15 protein-coding genes and 4 pseudogenes are annotated in these 14,897 nt (G+C 66.9%); 11 read left to right on the plus strand and 8 right to left on the minus strand.

Translation table 11 applies throughout. The features are described 5' to 3' along the window. Nucleotides 1–141: 141 nt before the first annotated feature. The 3 genes and pseudogenes from EV148_RS17995 to EV148_RS18005 all read left to right on the plus strand — a co-directional run. A pseudogene (locus EV148_RS17995) lies at nt 142–462 on the plus strand (integrase core domain-containing protein); the annotation flags it as partial. 305 nt (nt 463–767) lie between these two features. Next, nucleotides 768–1,298: a hypothetical protein gene (locus EV148_RS18000; protein WP_182518768.1), complete on the plus strand. Its 531-nt coding sequence runs from the start codon at nt 768–770 to the stop codon at nt 1,296–1,298. 442 nt (nt 1,299–1,740) lie between these two features. Beyond that, nucleotides 1,741–2,640 carry a hypothetical protein gene (locus tag EV148_RS18005; RefSeq protein WP_132000245.1) on the plus strand — a complete coding sequence of 300 codons (900 nt, stop codon included), beginning with the start codon at nt 1,741–1,743 and terminating at the stop codon, nt 2,638–2,640. Between the two features lie 39 nt (nt 2,641–2,679). On the opposite strand, the pseudogene EV148_RS18010 reads toward EV148_RS18005, so the two are convergent. The 5 genes and pseudogenes from EV148_RS18010 to msrB form a co-directional block, all read right to left on the minus strand. Continuing rightward, nucleotides 2,680–3,177: pseudogene (locus EV148_RS18010) on the minus strand (PQQ-dependent sugar dehydrogenase); the annotation flags it as partial. A 95-nt stretch (nt 3,178–3,272) separates the two neighbouring features. Then, a complete protein-coding gene (locus tag EV148_RS18015) occupies nt 3,273–3,467 on the minus strand; it encodes a hypothetical protein (RefSeq protein ID WP_132000246.1) in 195 nt (64 codons plus the stop codon). 213 nt (nt 3,468–3,680) lie between these two features. After that, entirely contained in the window at nt 3,681–4,403 is a 723-nt protein-coding gene (msrA, locus tag EV148_RS18020; protein WP_241988146.1) for a peptide-methionine (S)-S-oxide reductase MsrA, read from the minus strand. A gap of 137 nt (nt 4,404–4,540) precedes the next feature. Further along, nucleotides 4,541–6,316 (minus strand): cytochrome c biogenesis protein DipZ, encoded by a 1,776-nt coding sequence (locus EV148_RS18025; RefSeq protein ID WP_132000247.1) that lies wholly within the window; start codon nt 6,314–6,316, stop codon nt 4,541–4,543. A gap of 6 nt (nt 6,317–6,322) precedes the next feature. Further along, entirely contained in the window at nt 6,323–6,853 is a 531-nt protein-coding gene (msrB, locus tag EV148_RS18030) for a peptide-methionine (R)-S-oxide reductase MsrB (RefSeq protein ID WP_132000248.1), read from the minus strand. 266 nt (nt 6,854–7,119) lie between these two features. Here msrB and EV148_RS18035 point away from each other — a divergent pair, with 266 nt between their 5' ends. From EV148_RS18035 to EV148_RS18045, 3 genes are read left to right on the plus strand one after another with little or no spacing between them, the layout of a single operon-like run. Next, the gene (locus tag EV148_RS18035; protein ID WP_132000249.1) at nt 7,120–7,314 is read left to right on the plus strand and encodes a hypothetical protein; all 195 of its coding nucleotides are present in this window, start codon (nt 7,120–7,122) and stop codon (nt 7,312–7,314) included. Nucleotides 7,315–7,335: 21 nt separating this feature from the next. After that, nucleotides 7,336–7,752 carry a CBS domain-containing protein gene (locus tag EV148_RS18040; RefSeq protein WP_132000250.1) on the plus strand — a complete coding sequence of 139 codons (417 nt, stop codon included), beginning with the start codon at nt 7,336–7,338 and terminating at the stop codon, nt 7,750–7,752. A gap of 18 nt (nt 7,753–7,770) precedes the next feature. Further along, complete coding sequence (locus EV148_RS18045; RefSeq protein WP_132000251.1) at nt 7,771–8,061, plus strand: hypothetical protein; 291 nt, start codon at nt 7,771–7,773, stop codon at nt 8,059–8,061. Between the two features lie 282 nt (nt 8,062–8,343). On the opposite strand, the gene EV148_RS18050 is transcribed toward EV148_RS18045, so the two are convergent. Further along, nucleotides 8,344–8,835 carry a DUF4142 domain-containing protein gene (locus EV148_RS18050; RefSeq protein WP_132000252.1) on the minus strand — a complete coding sequence of 164 codons (492 nt, stop codon included), beginning with the start codon at nt 8,833–8,835 and terminating at the stop codon, nt 8,344–8,346. Nucleotides 8,836–8,931: 96 nt separating this feature from the next. Between EV148_RS18050 and EV148_RS18055 the strand changes: the two genes are divergently transcribed. After that, entirely contained in the window at nt 8,932–9,594 is a 663-nt protein-coding gene (locus EV148_RS18055; RefSeq protein ID WP_132000253.1) for a GIY-YIG nuclease family protein, read from the plus strand. Between the two features lie 19 nt (nt 9,595–9,613). Here EV148_RS18055 and EV148_RS18060 read toward each other — a convergent pair whose 3' ends face one another. Continuing rightward, a complete protein-coding gene (locus EV148_RS18060; RefSeq protein ID WP_158287536.1) occupies nt 9,614–10,819 on the minus strand; it encodes a diguanylate cyclase in 1,206 nt (401 codons plus the stop codon). Nucleotides 10,820–10,990: 171 nt separating this feature from the next. On the opposite strand from EV148_RS18060, the gene EV148_RS18065 reads away from it, so the two are divergent. The 4 genes and pseudogenes from EV148_RS18065 (at nt 10,991) to EV148_RS18080 (ending at nt 14,589) form a co-directional block, all read left to right on the plus strand. After that, the gene (locus tag EV148_RS18065) at nt 10,991–11,374 is read left to right on the plus strand and encodes a nuclear transport factor 2 family protein (RefSeq protein ID WP_132000255.1); all 384 of its coding nucleotides are present in this window, start codon (nt 10,991–10,993) and stop codon (nt 11,372–11,374) included. A gap of 105 nt (nt 11,375–11,479) precedes the next feature. After that, nucleotides 11,480–11,818 (plus strand): helix-turn-helix transcriptional regulator, encoded by a 339-nt coding sequence (locus EV148_RS18070; protein WP_132000256.1) that lies wholly within the window; start codon nt 11,480–11,482, stop codon nt 11,816–11,818. Further along, nucleotides 11,808–13,076, plus strand: coding sequence for a type II toxin-antitoxin system HipA family toxin (locus tag EV148_RS18075; protein WP_132000257.1), 1,269 nt, complete (start codon nt 11,808–11,810; stop codon nt 13,074–13,076). Before EV148_RS18070 ends, EV148_RS18075 begins: the two co-directional genes overlap by 11 nt. Nucleotides 13,077–13,486: 410 nt before the next feature. Further along, nucleotides 13,487–14,589, plus strand: a pseudogene (locus tag EV148_RS18080) (IS30 family transposase). Nucleotides 14,590–14,679: 90 nt separating this feature from the next. Here the strand turns inward: EV148_RS18080 and EV148_RS18765 are convergent. Continuing rightward, nucleotides 14,680–14,897: pseudogene (locus EV148_RS18765) on the minus strand (hypothetical protein); the annotation flags it as partial.

Consider the following 14,897-nt stretch of genomic DNA (forward strand, 5'->3'; position numbering starts at 1 on the left):
CAGCGTCGCCACGTCCTGAGGTGTCTTGCATCCGGACAGCAGCGCCTCGAGCGCCCTCTCGTCCACCTTGTCTGCCATCTCTGCTCCTCGCGGCACCTGCCGCTACCATACGTCAGGGAGCAGTTACACAGTTCAAATTGCAGACTCCAATACGTGTCCATCCGCTACAGCGAACGCCTGGCCGAAGCCGGCATCGAACCGTCGGTCGGCAGCCGTGGCGACAGCTACGACAACGCGCTCGCCGAGACCATCAATGGCCTCTACAAGGCCGAACTGATCCATCGTCGCGCTCCCTGGAAGACCAAGGCGGCAGTGGAGCTGGCCACGCTCGAATGGGTGGCCTGGTTCAACACCCAGCGACTGCTCGAACCCATCGGCTATATCCCGCCTGCCGAAGCCGAGGCAAACTACTACCGGCAACTCGCAGAGAAGACATCACAGGCCGTTGCCGAGATGATGTGACTTAAACCAAACAGCCTCCACGAAAGCCGGGGCGGTTCACTTCTTCCATCACTGCACTCATGGTGTCTCCTCGGTCAAAGGTAACACCTGAGCAGGATTTCACTGGGTCAGTACAGCCACCTACCGCCGGCTCACGCCAGCCGCTACTGATATTCTGTGCAGGAAACGTGCTCTGACCCCGTTATGCCTTCTCATTTTGCCGGCATCCGCTGCTGCGCGTTGACCTGGACGATCAGCTTTTCGTGATACGACGTCGATGCTGTCGAGGCCTACGAGTCCTTTCAGTCGGGAGAGGTGCTATGGCCATGTTGAAGTACTGCTACGGTGTGCTCGTCATAGCGTTTTTGCTAGCTGCGAGCACCAATGCGCAGGCGTTCTGGGATCCGCCCATTATTGCGCCTACGTCACCAACCGTCGGGCAAGTCGCATCCGTGAACATCCGTTTGGGCGACTGCGATGTGCTGATTCATACCCCCGGCTATCCACAGGTCACGCAAACCGGCACGCAAATCAAGGTCGTCCAGTGGGGGCAGCACTGGGAGCCTGGCGAACTTTGCACGTTTCCCACGGGGAGCGCGGCGCTCGAGATTGGTTCCTATCCACCGGGTCAGTACACGGTCTCTCTCGATATGCGATATCGGGACTTCTTTTCCGACATCCAGGTGATCCACTTAGGCGACACGCAATTCACCGTTGCTGCGCCGGCCGGAGCCCCGTCTCCCGCGCCATCGCTGGGTATTGTTGCAATGGGCTGCTTGATCGTTCTACTCCTGGCTGCCGTTTGGCGCCGTAAACCGCGAGCTCGTTCGCCCCTTCTGAACAAGGGGACGGAGTAGTTGTCCGTTTGAATCGGAGGCGGGCGGCGGTGCCTGAGGCGCGCCATCGGGGGGATGCTTTCGAGGTCTCCCGCGCGATCTCACTGCAACAGGCCGATTCAGCGCTCCGTCCCCCGTTACCGGTGCGTCCCCTTTTACCGGTGCGTGCTGGTACTGCGTCGGGCGCATCTTCCTGGTCGCCGGACCGTTCTCCGGCCCCTTTGCGATCCACGACAAAGGGCTGACCGTCGGTCGACTGGGCTACATTGCATACGATGCGATCACGTCGATCCGCGCGCGAAGGTTCCTGCTGTGGACATTCGCGACGATCGCATCGCGCGACTCGGGGCGCATCTGCGTGAGCGTGCGTGGTGCGGAGGCCGCAGCGCTGCTGCGGGGACGCCGCCCGGGGCCGCGGTCCGCGGGAAATGACGCCGGTATACGATCGGGAGCGGAGCAGGTGATGATGCGTATCGCGATGGCTGCCGCGCTGCTGCTAAGCGCGGCGACAGTGGATGCAAAGGGGCGGCCCGATCTGGCCAAGGCACGCGCCGAGTTGATGAAGATCTCGGTGGAGGACATCGCTCCGGCCGATCGGGACCGGCAATTGGTCGCAACCCTCGAGCGGGTGCAACATGAGGTCGAGCGGATCGGCCTGGCGCGACTCCGGGACGCCGATGTCCCGCGCTGGTTCGATGTCGCCGTCGTCGTCGCCTTCTACACGCTGGAGCCGCGGCACGTTCGCCTCGTGCGTGGCGCCGTCGACGAGATGGTACGCCGCCGGATGGATGTGGCCTCGCAGCAGGCCGAGCTGATGAAGCTCTACGTCGCCGCACGCATGCTCGACGACGCGCAGGCCTATGCGAACGTGGCCCACGACGGCGTCATGAAGCTGCCGCGTTTCGACGACGAGTCGATCGCGGATGACGCGCATCCGACGCTCTGGTACGTCTCCGCCGATGCTTCGAGCGTGATGCGCTACAGCTTCCCGCTCGACCAGGGCGTTCGGGTCGTCGTGAACGGGCATCCGTGGTGTCCGTTTTCCGTCAAAGCCGGCAAGGGCATCGAGCGCAACGCCAGGCTCGCGGAGCTGATGGCGCGCTACGCCGTATGGATCGTTCCGCAGCACCCGATGCCGAACTTCGGCGACATCGCGCAATGGAACGTGCAGCACCCGCACTTGCCGATGCGCGTCGCCTATCGCGCGGGCGAATGGCGCGACATCACGAACTGGGCGACGCCGGTGTTCCACTTCTTCGTCGACGGGCGCCTGGTCGACACGGTGGCGGGTTGGCCGAGCGATGCGCAGGCCGAGCGGCTGGTGCAGGCGTTCCGCGCGGTCGGGGTCGAGGGAGCGGAGTGACGCTGTCGCACCCTTGCGCAGCACGCAGCCGTCGATCGCTCACTTCGATGCCGGCGTGACGCGCCACACCCTGCCGCCGACGTCGTCCGCGACGAGCAACCCGCCGCGCCCGTCGAACGCGACGCCGACCAGCCGACCGCGTGCCTGGCCCTCGTCGTCGAGGAAGCCCGTGAGCACCGGCTCGGGCGAGCCGGACGGCTTGCCGTCGGCGAAGGGGACGAAGAGCACCTGGTAGCCGCTTGGCCTGCTGCGATTCCACGAGCCGTGCTGGCCGACGAACGCGCCATGGCGATAGTGCGCACCGAAGGCGTCATCGGTGCAGAACGCGAGGCCGAGCGAGGCGGTGTGTGCGCCGAGCGCGTAGTCCGGCGCGATCGCCGCAGCGACGCGCTCGGGGTTCGCCGGCTTCATGCGCACGTCCACATGCTGGCCCCAGTAGCTGTACGGCCAGCCGTAGAATGCGCCTTCCTTCACCGAGGTGATGTAGTCGGGCACGAGTTCGTTGCCGAGTTCGTCGCGCTCGTTGACGGCGACCCACTGATGGCGCCGCATCGGCCACGACCGCTCGGGAAAGCGCGAACGCCGAGGCGACGAGTGCCGAGGCGTGCGGAGTCCGCGCGAGCGCGTCCATCTCAGCGTTCCTCGAGTGACCAGTGACGCCGCCGCGTCTCGACGAAGCGGCGCGTGCGTTCGCGCTCGATGCGCACGTGCTCGCGGCGCGAAGGCGTGCGCGCGAACTCGCGGCGGAACGCATGCTCGAGTGACGCGATGGCTTGCGCCGGCAGGGCGTCGAGCTCGTCCGGTGAAATCGGTTTGTCGTGTTTCATGTCGTGGCCCCGGATTCCCGCTGCGCGGTTCGAGGCACGAGCGTCGGCCTGCGCGGCTGAATCGCGGCCATGCGCGAATCGAGCCTTGTTCAGCCGCGATTCCCGCGGGCAGCACGGCCCTCGTTCTCGTCATCGCGGCGAAAGCCGGGATCCGGCTTTGCGCGATACTGGAAAGGTCGCGGAGTCGGCGGTGCTGGCGCCGCGACGCATTCCCTAGTGCGCGTACACGAGCACCGGCTGTTCGCGCCAACGCTCCGGGAACAGCCGCTTCAGGTTCTCGATCTTCGGCAGGTCGTTGATCGCGATGTACGGCTCGCCCGGATTCAGCGTGAGGTAGTCCTGATGGTAGCGCTCGGCCGGATAGAACGTCTTGCCGGTCTCGATCGTCGTGACGATCGGCCGCGCGTAGGCGCCGCTCCTGTCGAGCTGCGCGATGTATCCGGCGGCGACGTTCTTCTGCGCGTCATTCATCGCGAAGATGGTCGAACGATATTGCGAGCCTACGTCCGGGCCCTGGCGATTGAACTGGGTCGGATCATGCGCGACCGAGAAGTAGATCTGCAGCAGCTGGCCATAGGTGACCTGATGCGGATCGAACGTGACCTGCACGGACTCCGCATGGCCGGTACGACCGGTGCCGACGTCGTCGTAATGCGCATGACCGCTGCCGCCACCCGCGTAGCCGGACACGGCCTTGGTCACGCCCTTCACATGCTGGAACACGCCCTGCACGCCCCAGAAGCAGCCGCCGGCGAACACCGCGGTCTCGCTGTCGCTGCTGCCGAGCGGCTCGTCCGTCGCCGGCGGGGGAATCACCACGGCCGGTTCGGCCGAATGGCCGATGCGCTGGCAGGCCGTAACCGTGAGCAGCAGTGCGAATGCGATTGCCGATGCGACGGATCGCGCGTGCGTGCGTGGATGCATTCGAATCGTCATTGCGGGAACCTCCTGCATGTCAAACCGGGGCTGCTTGCCCCAGGCATTCTTGATTTGTGGGAGCGGCTTCAGCCGCGATGCTTCTGCTGCACGTCCTGGCAAAAAGCATCGCGGCTGAAGCCACTCCCACATCGCATTCATCCGAACGTGAACGCGAACGCCTCGACCGGGTCGAGGAGTTCGATCTCGAACGTGCGATCGCCCACCGCGCCCTTCGCGCGATAGAGCTGGTAGAGCTTCTGTTGCGCGACCGTGCCACGACCGTCGGCATCGGTGTCGATGCCGTGATCGTCGCCCGGTCGCGCGCCGTCGATGCGCACGACGAAACGCACGGGCTTGCCGTCCGCGGCGGGGCCGAGCACGAGGTTGAGGTCGCGCGCGTGGAAGCGGAAGGCGATGCGGCCGCCGGGCTTGTCGAGGCGCGCCTTCTCGTCGGCGACGGTCCACGTGCCCGCGAGACCCCAGGCGTTGAGCGGCAATGTCGAAGGCACCGTGTAGTCGTGTGGAGTGTCGCGCACGACCCCGCCGGGCGAGGCGAAGTGCTCGGCACGCTCGTAGCCGAGGTAGGTCTCGGGCGAGCCGACCTCGGCGTTCGCCGGTGCGAGTGCAAGGCCGCTCGTGTCGGGCTGCACTGCCTGTGCGTCCATCGGCATCATTGCGAGGACGCCGCCGTGCGCTTCCTCCAGCAGTTCGCGGATCCACGCCTCGGACTGCTCGTACGCGCCTTCGCCGAAATGATGATGACGGATGCGGCCCTGCGCGTCGATGAAGTAGTGTGCCGGCCAGTATTCGTTGTTGAAGCCGCGCCAGATCGCGTAGTCGTTGTCGAGCGCCACCGGGTAGTCGACATGGAGGTCGGCGACTGCGCGGCGCACGTTGCCTTCGACCTTCTCGAACGCGAACTCCGGCGCGTGCACGCCGATCACGACGAGGCCCTGGTCCTTGTACTTGTCGTACCAGGCGCGCACGTACGGCAGGGTGCGCAGGCAGTTCACGCACGAATAGGTCCAGAAGTCGACCAGCACGACCTTGCCGCGCAGGCTTTCGCGCGTGAGCGGCGGCGAGTTGAGCCAGGCGACCGCGCCGTCGAGCGGCGGCAGTTCGCCTTCGCTGCGGACGGAGTCGCTCGTCGCGTGCGGCTTCGCCGCCATCATCATCGCGCCGCCATCCGTGGCCGGTGCCGCGTTCGGCGAGCGCATGCCGATTGTCTCGATGAGCGATTGCTCGACGCCGTTGGTGCTCGCGAGCGACACGCGCGTGAGCCAGCCGGTGTCGACGCCGGTCGCGATTGCCGCGACCGCGACGAGCACGGCGACGCCGAGGCCGCGGCGTACCCATTCGCCTGCGCCGAGCGAGCGCTTGAGCGCGCCGAACACGCGTCCGCCGACGAAGAGCGCGAGTGCGAGCGAGGTCGCCGCGCCCGCGGCGTAGGCGAGCAGCAGGCCGAACGTGCCGATGTTGGCGCCGTGCAGCGCGGCGCCGGTGAGGACGAGGCCGAGGATCGGGCCCGCGCACGGTGCCCAGAGCAGGCCGGTGCCGATGCCGAGCACGACCGACGACCAGGTCGACGGCGCGTCGCCGTCGGCGCGATTCGAAAGTCGCGCGCCGAGCGCGACGAGCGGCTGCATGAGGCGGTCGGCGACACGCGGCAGCAGCAGGGTGAGGCCGAACAGCGCGAGGATCAGCAGCGCGAGCCAGCGGCCATACACGTTCGCATGCACGGCCCAGGCGCCGCCGACCGCGGCGAGCGTCGCGACGAGCGCGAACGTGAGCGCCATGCCGACCAGCATCGGCAGGCCGGAACGTACGAACGGCTGGTCCGCGCGCGCGAACACGAACGGCAGCACCGGCAGGATGCAAGGGCTGAGGATCGTGAGGACGCCGCCGAGATAGGCGAGGATGAGGAACGTCATCGTGGCTCAGGCCTCGGCGACGAAGGTGAGTGCGACGCCGTTCATGCAATAGCGCAGGCCGGTCGGCTTCGGGCCGTCGTCGAAGACATGGCCGAGATGGCCGCCGCAGCGCGCGCAGTGTATTTCGGTGCGGACCATGCCGAGGCTCATGTCGCGCGATTCGCCGACCGCGTGCGGCAGTGGCTTGTAGAAGCTCGGCCAGCCGGTGCCGCTCTCGAACTTCGTCGTCGAGGAGAACAGCGCGTTGTCACAGCCGGCGCAGTGGAACGTGCCCTTGCGATGCTCGCGCTCGAGCGGGCTGCTGTACGGCGGCTCGGTCGCCTCGTGGCGTAGCACCGCGTACTGGGCGGGCGTGAGCTTCGCCTTCCATTCCTCGTCGGTGAGCGTCACCTCGAATCGCTCGGTGGTCGCCGCGCGCGCGGACGGCGCGAGCGATCGGCGCAGGCCGAACGCGACCAGGCCGGTGACGGCAGCGGCGCCGCCGAGCAGCAGGCTGCGGCGCGCGGGATCGGAAACAGGGCGGGGCGATGAAGTCATCGAAGGCTCCAGCAGTACGTCGGTGGACGTCCGTTGCCCGAACGGACCGGCGATCGGCGCCTTTCATTGCGGCTGGACCGCGCGCCTGGTGGGCATCCTGCCACGATCACCCTGCGCGCATGTCGCCGCGAGTGCGCGGTCGTGCGCAGCTGAACCCGCGCAGCCATCGCGCATTCCGTGTTCACCTCGTGTTCCCGGGGCGCGCGTAGATTCGACGGTCGTGCCCGATGCGCACGCGTGTCCATTGCCCATACAGGAGCGCGACCATGCCCAACCCCGCGAACACCGCTCCGCATGCCGCGACCTGCGCCCACGAAAGCTGCCGCTGCCACGTCGAGCTAGGCCAGACCTATTGCAGCCCGCATTGCGCGAACGTGGGCGTGGAGGCGCCCGAACGGCGCGAGGACCGCTGTGGCTGCGGCCACGCGGCCTGCGCCGGCCAGGCCCGCCCGGGCGCCTGAAGCGCCAACGAGGAGAACATCATGCAGACCATCAACCAGGTGATGACGCCCGACATCGTGATCGCGTGTCCCGAACAGACCATCGGCGACGCCGCGCGCATGATGGCGAAGGCCGACATCGGCAGCCTGCCGGTCGGCGACGACGACCGCCTCGTCGGCATGCTGACCGACCGCGACATCGTGATCCGCGCCGTTGCCAGGGGCATGCCCGCCGATACGCCGGTGCGCGAGGTCATGACCGCCGAGATCCGCTACTGCTACGACGACCAGGACGTTGCCGAAGTTGCGCGCAACATGGCCGAACTCGGCGTGCGCCGCCTGCCGGTCGTCAATCGCGACAAGCGCATCGTCGGCTTCGTCGCGCTCAGCAACATCGCGCAGGCGGACAGCGACGGCGCGAAGGAAACCCTGCTGCGCGGCGTTGCGACGCCCCACTGACGTTCGACGGAGGCATCGATGCGTACCGTGCGATTCCGCGTGACCGGGCCGAACGATCCCGTGCAGGCGCTGCTCAAGCGCATCTCCGCGATCGACGAGATCGACCGCGTCGAGGAAGTGGCCGACACGGGCAGCCATTTGCGCGAGGACTCGACGTCGTTGGACCTGCCCGACGACATCGGCCAGACCGATTTCCACGACATCGAAGTCCATGCGCTCCGCGACGACGTCGCCCGCGAGGTGAAGCGCGAAGTGGAACGCGCAACCCGCGATCTTGGCCTGGTCGCGGAATTCGTCGACGAATGGTAGCGGGGCAAGCGCCGACCCCCGAGGGAGCCGCGGCGGGACTCGCGCTTCGCGCTCGACCCGCCCTACGCTCCACCACATCGATCCGCGCTGCATCGGCACGCGTGCAGGGCGGTACGCGCAACGCGCGTGCCGCCGAAGCGCGCCGGCGGGCCGCACGCCCCCCGCGTTTGCCCTACGGCCCCCGTCATTCGGCGCCGGAAAAAAAACGGGACCGCCGAGTCCGCGGTCCCCAGTGCCGTGCAATGGCTGCAATGGCGCTCGATCGCCGACTGGTGATGAGCCCTACTTCGACGCGCTGCCCGGCAGCGACTGCGCCATCTTGCGGTGCTCCTCGAGCGTCGGCAGCGTCTTCGTTGCGAACGCCTTCACATGGGCATCGCCGCTGGACGTCGATTCCTTGCGGAACAACTCGACCGCCTTGTCGTGGTCCCTGCGCATCTGGTCGCCGAACGCGCGATCGAACTCGGCGCCCTTCATGCCCGCAAGCCGCTCCGCGTCGGGGTTGCTGGCGGGCTCCGGGGGCAGGGTGATGCCGTCCTTGGCGGCGGCCGCCTTCAATTCGTCGGCGGCCTTGCCGTGGTCGGCGACCATGCGCTCGCCGAACGCCTCGACCTTCTCATCCTGTGAGTGGGTCGCGGCGAGGCGGCCGACGGCGATTTCACCGGCATTCGCCGCGGCGGCCCTGGTCGCGAACTCGCGATCCGCTTCGGTAGTGGCGGCGAGCGCGGTGCCCGTACCCAGTGATGCGGCGAGCGCGATAAGCTTCATGTTCATGAGCGTCTACCTCCTCGAGTCATGAGACGCCACCGTAAGCGCATGCGCGCAACCGCAGCGGAACGCGACGTGCGCCTGCACAGGCGCGGTTAAACCGTGGACGACGCGCTGCCTGCAGCCGATCCCGGCGCGCCGCTGCGCCTGTCGCGTGGGCGGGCGTTCGTCTACGTGCTGCCCGTGCGCGACGACACGCTGTTCAAGATCGGCTTCGCGCGCGACCCGTTGCTGCGCTGGCGCAGCCTGCATCCGCGCTGCCTGCGCTATTTCGACTTCCGCACCGGTGCGCTGGTCGAAACCGCCCGCGTGGCGCAGGCGCGTGCGATCGAACGCGCGCTGCTGCAGCGCTTCGCCGCGTACACGGCGTTCGCGCCGCTCGCGGTATCGTCCGGCGCGGGCGGCGAGCACGAATGGTTCCGTGGCGTGCTCGAGGAGGCGACGGACGCGGCCGCCGAGCTCGCCTCCTCGCAGGACTTCACCCTGAGCCGACCGATCGGCGCATGGCTGCGCGCGCATTTCGAGTCACGCAGCGATGCGTTGTTCGGCTGGTCCGCGCGCCTGCTCGAGGCGATCGAGACCGCGCGCGCCTACGACGCGACCGGCGTGGAGCAGCGGCGCCTCGAATACGCGCTGCGCGACACGCTCGATGCGTGCCGCGACGCCGGCCTCGACGTCGAAGCGTGTTTGCCGCCGCAGGTCGTGCGCTGGTGGCGCGAAGACGCGGGCACCGGAGCGACCGGTCCCGGCGCGGACGATCGATGACGGTCGGCGGCGCGAACGCTCACGCGCCCGCGCGCGAGGGCAACGCGTCGTCCGCGATCGCGTGCGTCGTGCCTTCGTGTACCACGCGGTTGCGACCGAGATCCTTGGCGCGGTAGAGCGCAGCGTCCGCGGCGCGGAACAGGTCGTCGACGTTGGCGATGCCGGCGTCGCGGCTGCAGGCGACGCCGACGCTGATCGTGATGTTGCCCTCGCCGGACGCGCTCGCCTCGACGCCGCGGCGCAGGGCTTCGGCGATGCGCTGCGCTGCGCGCGCATCCGCATCGGGCAGGATCACCGTGAACTCCTCGCCACCGAAGCGGCAGACCGTGTCGCCGCGGCGAGCGCCCGCGCGCAGCCGTTCGGCGACGAGCTTGAGTACTTCGTCGCCACGCGCGTGGCCGTGGCGGTCGTTGAACTGCTTGAAGTGGTCGATGTCGACGACGAGCAGCGCGAGCGCATTGCCGCCGCGGCGCGCGCGCTCGAACTCGAGCGGCAGGATCTCGTCGAAGCTGCGCCGGTTCGGCACCTTGGTCAGCGTGTCGGTGCGGCTCTGCCGGCGCAGTTCGCGCAGGCGGCTCGCCAAGGCAAGCGAGAGCAGCACCATCTCGAGCAGGGAGCCGGCCTGGAAGCCGTTCTGCGTGAGCATGTTGTGCGGCAGCAGGCCGAATACCTTGAGCATGTACGCGAGCACGCCGGCGAGCAGCATGCCCCAGGCGAGCATGAAGTAGCGCGCGGGCCGGTAACCCTTGAACAGGCCGATCGTGCCCATGACGATGATGAGCACGGTGACGACGACCGTGAGCAGCGCGAGGGGCTGGATCAGCACGCCGTACGAGGCGAAGAACGACGCGGCCAGCGCGAGCAACGCGCACACCTGCAAGGCGATCGCGAGCTTGTCCAGCCGCGGCAGGAAACCGCCGGTGCCGAGGAACGTGCGCGTGAACTGCAGGCCGAACACGAGCGCGAGCGCGAGCAGCACGAGCAGCGCCTGGTTCGCCCACTGCGGGCTGTCCGGCCACAGGAACTGGAACGTGAGGCCGTTGTGCACGGCGAAGTAGAGGCCGTAGCTCGACGCGTACAGCAGGTAGTAGAAGATCGCGCGGTCGCGCACGATCGCGAACAGGAAGAAGTTGTACAGCACGAGCACCAGGAAGCCGCCGTAGTACGCACCGTAGGCGAGTTGCGACGCGCGAGTTCGACGATCAGCGGCGTCGCCAATGCCCACGGCAACCACAACGCGAGTTCGGTCGCGGACAGCGGCAGCGAGGAATGCGTCCGGCCTTCGACCACGCGCATCACGATCACGGTCTGGCTCGCGTCGAACAGCGCGACTGCGCCCCAGGCCCCGCCGATCCAGAGCCAGCGCGTGCGATCCACAGGCCATCGAGGTTCGGCCATGCGGCCGCGGATTCAACCGACGTCGAAGCCGTGCGCGAGGTCGGGCACGAGATGGGGCGAGGCGATGATCGCGCTCGACGTCGCGAAACTCGGGCAGATCTTCGGCGACGACTGGATCACCGTGGGCCTCTCCGGCAACGTCTACACGAAGCAGCAGTTGCTGCGCGACATCGAGGTCGGCAAGAAGAAACTCACGTGGTACGCACTCGGTCCCATTGACGTGCAGGTGTTCGGCGACGTCGCGATCGCCCAGGGCAACGTCGCCGAAAAGCGGATCATCGACGGCAAGGAAGCTCGCATGGATCTCGTCTACCAGGACATCCTCAGGAAGCGCGCTGGCCGTTGGGTCGTCGTGCGCAGCATGGGCGCGAAGGTCGAGTAAACGCCCGCGCGGCGTCCGCGACAGCCTCCGCCCCTCAGCCACCATTCGACTTACAGATAAGTCATAATGCTTGATACGTCTTATAAATAGGACTATTCTGCGGGAATGGCCCGGCCCGCCACCCGCACCTATTCCCGCTATGCCCGGCAAGCGCTGAGCCTGTTCGGCAGCCTGCTGCGCGCGGCGCGCATCGAAAGGAAGATCGGCACGCAGGTGCTCGCCGAGCGCGCGGGCATCTCGCGCGACCTGCTCTACCGCATCGAGAAGGGCGATCCGCGCTGCGAGATCGGCGTGGTGTTCGAACTCGCGGCGATCCTCGGCGTGCCCCTGTTCGAGCCGGACCTCGACGCGCTGACCGCGCGCACGCGTGCCGTGCAGGACCGGCTGGCGCTCCTGCCCAAGGGCGTCCGCGCGCCGCGCGTAGAGGTCGAGGATGATTTCTGATCGGCCCGGCAACACGCCGCGCGAAGCATATGTCTGGACCTGGCTACCGGCGCGCACCGAGCCGGTCGTCGCCGGGCGCCTCGTGCATACGGCGCAAGGTTTGCAGTTCAACTACGGCCGCAGCTACCTCGCCCGCGACGACAGGCTGCCGTTGTATCTGCCGGAGCTGCCGCTGCAGCCGGGCCTCTTGCCCTTGCCGACCGGCCTCGCGATGCCCGGCTGCCTGCGCGACGCCGCGCCGGACGCCTGGGGTCGGCGCATCATCCTCAATCGCCTGCTGGGCAGTGCCGGCCGCAATGCGGACACGGTGGTCCTCGACGAACTCGATTACCTTCTGCAATCGGGCTCGAACCGCATCGGTGCGCTGGATTTCCAGGCGTCGGCGACGACCTACATGCCGCGCGGTGGCGGCGATGCGTCGCTCGAGGAACTGCAGGAAAGCGCCGAGCGCGTCGAGCGCGGCTTGCCGTTGTCGCCCGCATTGGCACAGGCGATCCAGCACGGCACCTCGATCGGTGGTGCCCGCCCCAAGGTGGCCTTGATCAGCGAAGGCAGGCAATGGATCGCCAAGTTCTCCGCCAGCAGCGACGTGCAGCCAGTCGTGAAGATGGAGTTCATCGCGATGCGTCTCGCCGCCCTGGTCGGCCTCGACGTGGCTCCCGTGCAGCGCGTGCGCGCCGCGAACAAGGACGTGCTGCTGGTCGAACGCTTCGATCGCATGCGGCACGCCGACGGCCGCTGGCGCCGTCGCTCGCTCGTGTCGGCGCTGACCCTGATGGGCCTCGATGAAATGATGGCTGCCTACGCGAGCTACGAGGAACTGGCGGAGATCATCCGCCATCGTTTCGTCGAGCCCAAGGCCACGCTGCGCGAGCTGTTCGCGCGGCTCGTGTTCAACATCCTGTGCGGCAATACCGACGACCACGCGCGCAACCACGCCGCGTTCTGGGACGGGGAGAGCCTGTCGCTCACGCCAGCCTACGACATCTGCCCGCAGTCACGTGTCGGCCAGGAGGCGACGCAGGCAATGAAGATCCTCGGCGACAACCGCTTCAGCCGGCTCACGCTCTGCGTCGAAGCCGCCGACCGTTTCCTGCTGTCGAAGGCGCAGGCGCGTGGCATCATCGACGCGCAGCGGCAGATCTTGATCGAGCGATGGCGTGACGTGTGCGAGGAAGCGGAGCTGGGCGAGGCTGAGCGCAACGCATTGTGGGGCCGCCAGTTCCTCAATCCGTTCGCGCTGCAGGACTACGCCTGAGCCCGCTCGGAGCAGAGTGATGGTTGCTGAAGTCGGCCTAATGGTCTCCGTTCTATCGCTGCGCGGAGGGTTGTGGTGTGTGGCTCGGTGACTGAGGGAAAGGCTTTTGGCTGAAAGACTGCATGAATCCGCGCTGCTGGCGCCCCGCCAAGGATCGGCATTCTCCGTCGCGCCGATGATGGACTGGATGCAATGGCCGGCGCATCAATGAATTGACGCGCCCAAAACTCGCATTGGGTGCACGATATTGCTCGCGACGGGGCGAGTGCACCACCGAACCGTCAACGATGATCAACTCGCCGGCCGCGATGATCAGTTCCCCGTGGTTGGCGAATGACCGCTTCCGACCGCGGATTCAATTGATCGATGCAACACACTGAAAGCCGCTTGGAGCGGCGGGAGTGTTGCAGATGAAGTACAGGACAAGGATCAAATACAGCGAGAGCCAGAAGGCGGCGATGTGGGATCGCTGGCGACGGGGTGAGTCCTTGCAGCAGATCGCCCAGTTGTTCGATCGCAATCATTCTTCAGTCCAGAGAATCCTCGCCTTGTCGGGCGGGATCCGGCCACCTGAGCGCCGAAGATCCACCCGTGCACTCAGCTTGGGCGAGCGAGAAGAGATATCCCGGGGTATCGCCGCAGGACAATCGGTGCGCACCATCGCCTGTGCGCTGGGTCGAGCCCCTTCCACGGTGAGCCGCGAACTCCGCCGTAATGACGGGCTGCAAGGCTACCGTGCCACCCAGGCCGATCAGGCGGCATGGGATCGAGCACGGCGCCCCAAGCCCTGTAAGCTGGCCGTGCATCGGGCCTTGGCGCGACACGTCGCGATCAAGCTCAAGCGACAGTGGTCACCGGAGCGGGTGGCCGGCTGGCTCCGGCACACGTATCCCGGCGACATGAGCCGTCAGGTGTCCCACGAAACTATCTACCGCACGCTCTACATCCAGTCCCGCGGCGCGCTCAAGCAGGAGCTGCTGGCCCACCTGCGCCGCACGCGGGTCATGCGACGTTCGCGTCACCACACCCAGAAGACCGAGAACCACGGCAGGATCATCGGGACGGTGTCGATCAGTGAGCGTCCCGCCTCGGCCGAGGATCGGGCCGTGCCGGGCCATTGGGAAGGCGATCTGCTGTTCGGCGATCGGAACAGCCAGATCGCGACATTGGTGGAACGACAAACGCGCTATGTGATGCTGGTGAAGCTCACCGGGAAAGACACCGAAACGGTCGTCAACGCATTGATCAAGAACGCCCGCCGCCTACCGAAAGAGCTGTATCGATCGTTGACCTGGGACAGGGGCAAGGAAATGGCCGCCCATCGTCGCTTCACTCTGGCTACGGATATCCAGGTCTACTTCTGCGACCCGCATCATCCTTGGCAACGCGGCACGAACGAAAACACCAATGGCTTGCTGCTGTTGCAAGGCAGCTCAACGACCGACCGAGGAAAACGTTAGGCTACGAAACACCGGCGGAACGATATCGACAAACTGTTGCGTCGATCAGTTGAATCCAAGACCCGAAGCGGACCCTGGAGATCGTGTCCCAAGCCGTGGTGTAGCAGGCGGTCATCGCGACGTACTTAGGCGTCGGTGTTCGGTCAGCGCGCCACGGCGGACACGCTGGCGAGCGCAGTGTCGCCGACGCTGGCCATGGTTTCCAGCGTCAGGTAGCGCCGCTGGATCGTCCATTCGTCGGTTTGCTCCAGCAACAGCGCGCCGACGAGGTGAACCGCCCCGGGATTCGTGGAGGCTCCAACTCTTGAGAGAATGGAGCCATGAACACGTCGAAGAAGTTTAGCCCCGAGGTCCGCGAGCG

This window comes from Dokdonella fugitiva (assembly GCF_004342425.1).
GTDB classification, from domain to species: domain Bacteria; phylum Pseudomonadota; class Gammaproteobacteria; order Xanthomonadales; family Rhodanobacteraceae; genus Dokdonella_A; species Dokdonella_A fugitiva.

What these genes read in the sequence shown, in the direction of transcription:
- msrA (WP_241988146.1), bottom strand. Translation starts at nt 4,403, where the DNA reads ATGACGATTCGAATGCATCCACGCACGCACGCGCGATCCGTCGCATCG.
- EV148_RS18070 (WP_132000256.1), top strand. Translation starts at nt 11,480, where the DNA reads ATGGCCCGGCCCGCCACCCGCACCTATTCCCGCTATGCCCGGCAAGCG.
- EV148_RS18035 (WP_132000249.1), top strand. Translation starts at nt 7,120, where the DNA reads ATGCCCAACCCCGCGAACACCGCTCCGCATGCCGCGACCTGCGCCCAC.
- EV148_RS18050 (WP_132000252.1), bottom strand. Translation starts at nt 8,835, where the DNA reads ATGAACATGAAGCTTATCGCGCTCGCCGCATCACTGGGTACGGGCACC.
- EV148_RS18015 (WP_132000246.1), bottom strand. Translation starts at nt 3,467, where the DNA reads ATGAAACACGACAAACCGATTTCACCGGACGAGCTCGACGCCCTGCCG.
- EV148_RS18040 (WP_132000250.1), top strand. Translation starts at nt 7,336, where the DNA reads ATGCAGACCATCAACCAGGTGATGACGCCCGACATCGTGATCGCGTGT.
- EV148_RS18000 (WP_182518768.1), top strand. Translation starts at nt 768, where the DNA reads ATGTTGAAGTACTGCTACGGTGTGCTCGTCATAGCGTTTTTGCTAGCT.
- EV148_RS18005 (WP_132000245.1), top strand. Translation starts at nt 1,741, where the DNA reads ATGATGCGTATCGCGATGGCTGCCGCGCTGCTGCTAAGCGCGGCGACA.
- EV148_RS18075 (WP_132000257.1), top strand. Translation starts at nt 11,808, where the DNA reads ATGATTTCTGATCGGCCCGGCAACACGCCGCGCGAAGCATATGTCTGG.
- EV148_RS18025 (WP_132000247.1), bottom strand. Translation starts at nt 6,316, where the DNA reads ATGACGTTCCTCATCCTCGCCTATCTCGGCGGCGTCCTCACGATCCTC.
- msrB (WP_132000248.1), bottom strand. Translation starts at nt 6,853, where the DNA reads ATGACTTCATCGCCCCGCCCTGTTTCCGATCCCGCGCGCCGCAGCCTG.
- EV148_RS18065 (WP_132000255.1), top strand. Translation starts at nt 10,991, where the DNA reads ATGCGGCCGCGGATTCAACCGACGTCGAAGCCGTGCGCGAGGTCGGGC.
- EV148_RS18045 (WP_132000251.1), top strand. Translation starts at nt 7,771, where the DNA reads ATGCGTACCGTGCGATTCCGCGTGACCGGGCCGAACGATCCCGTGCAG.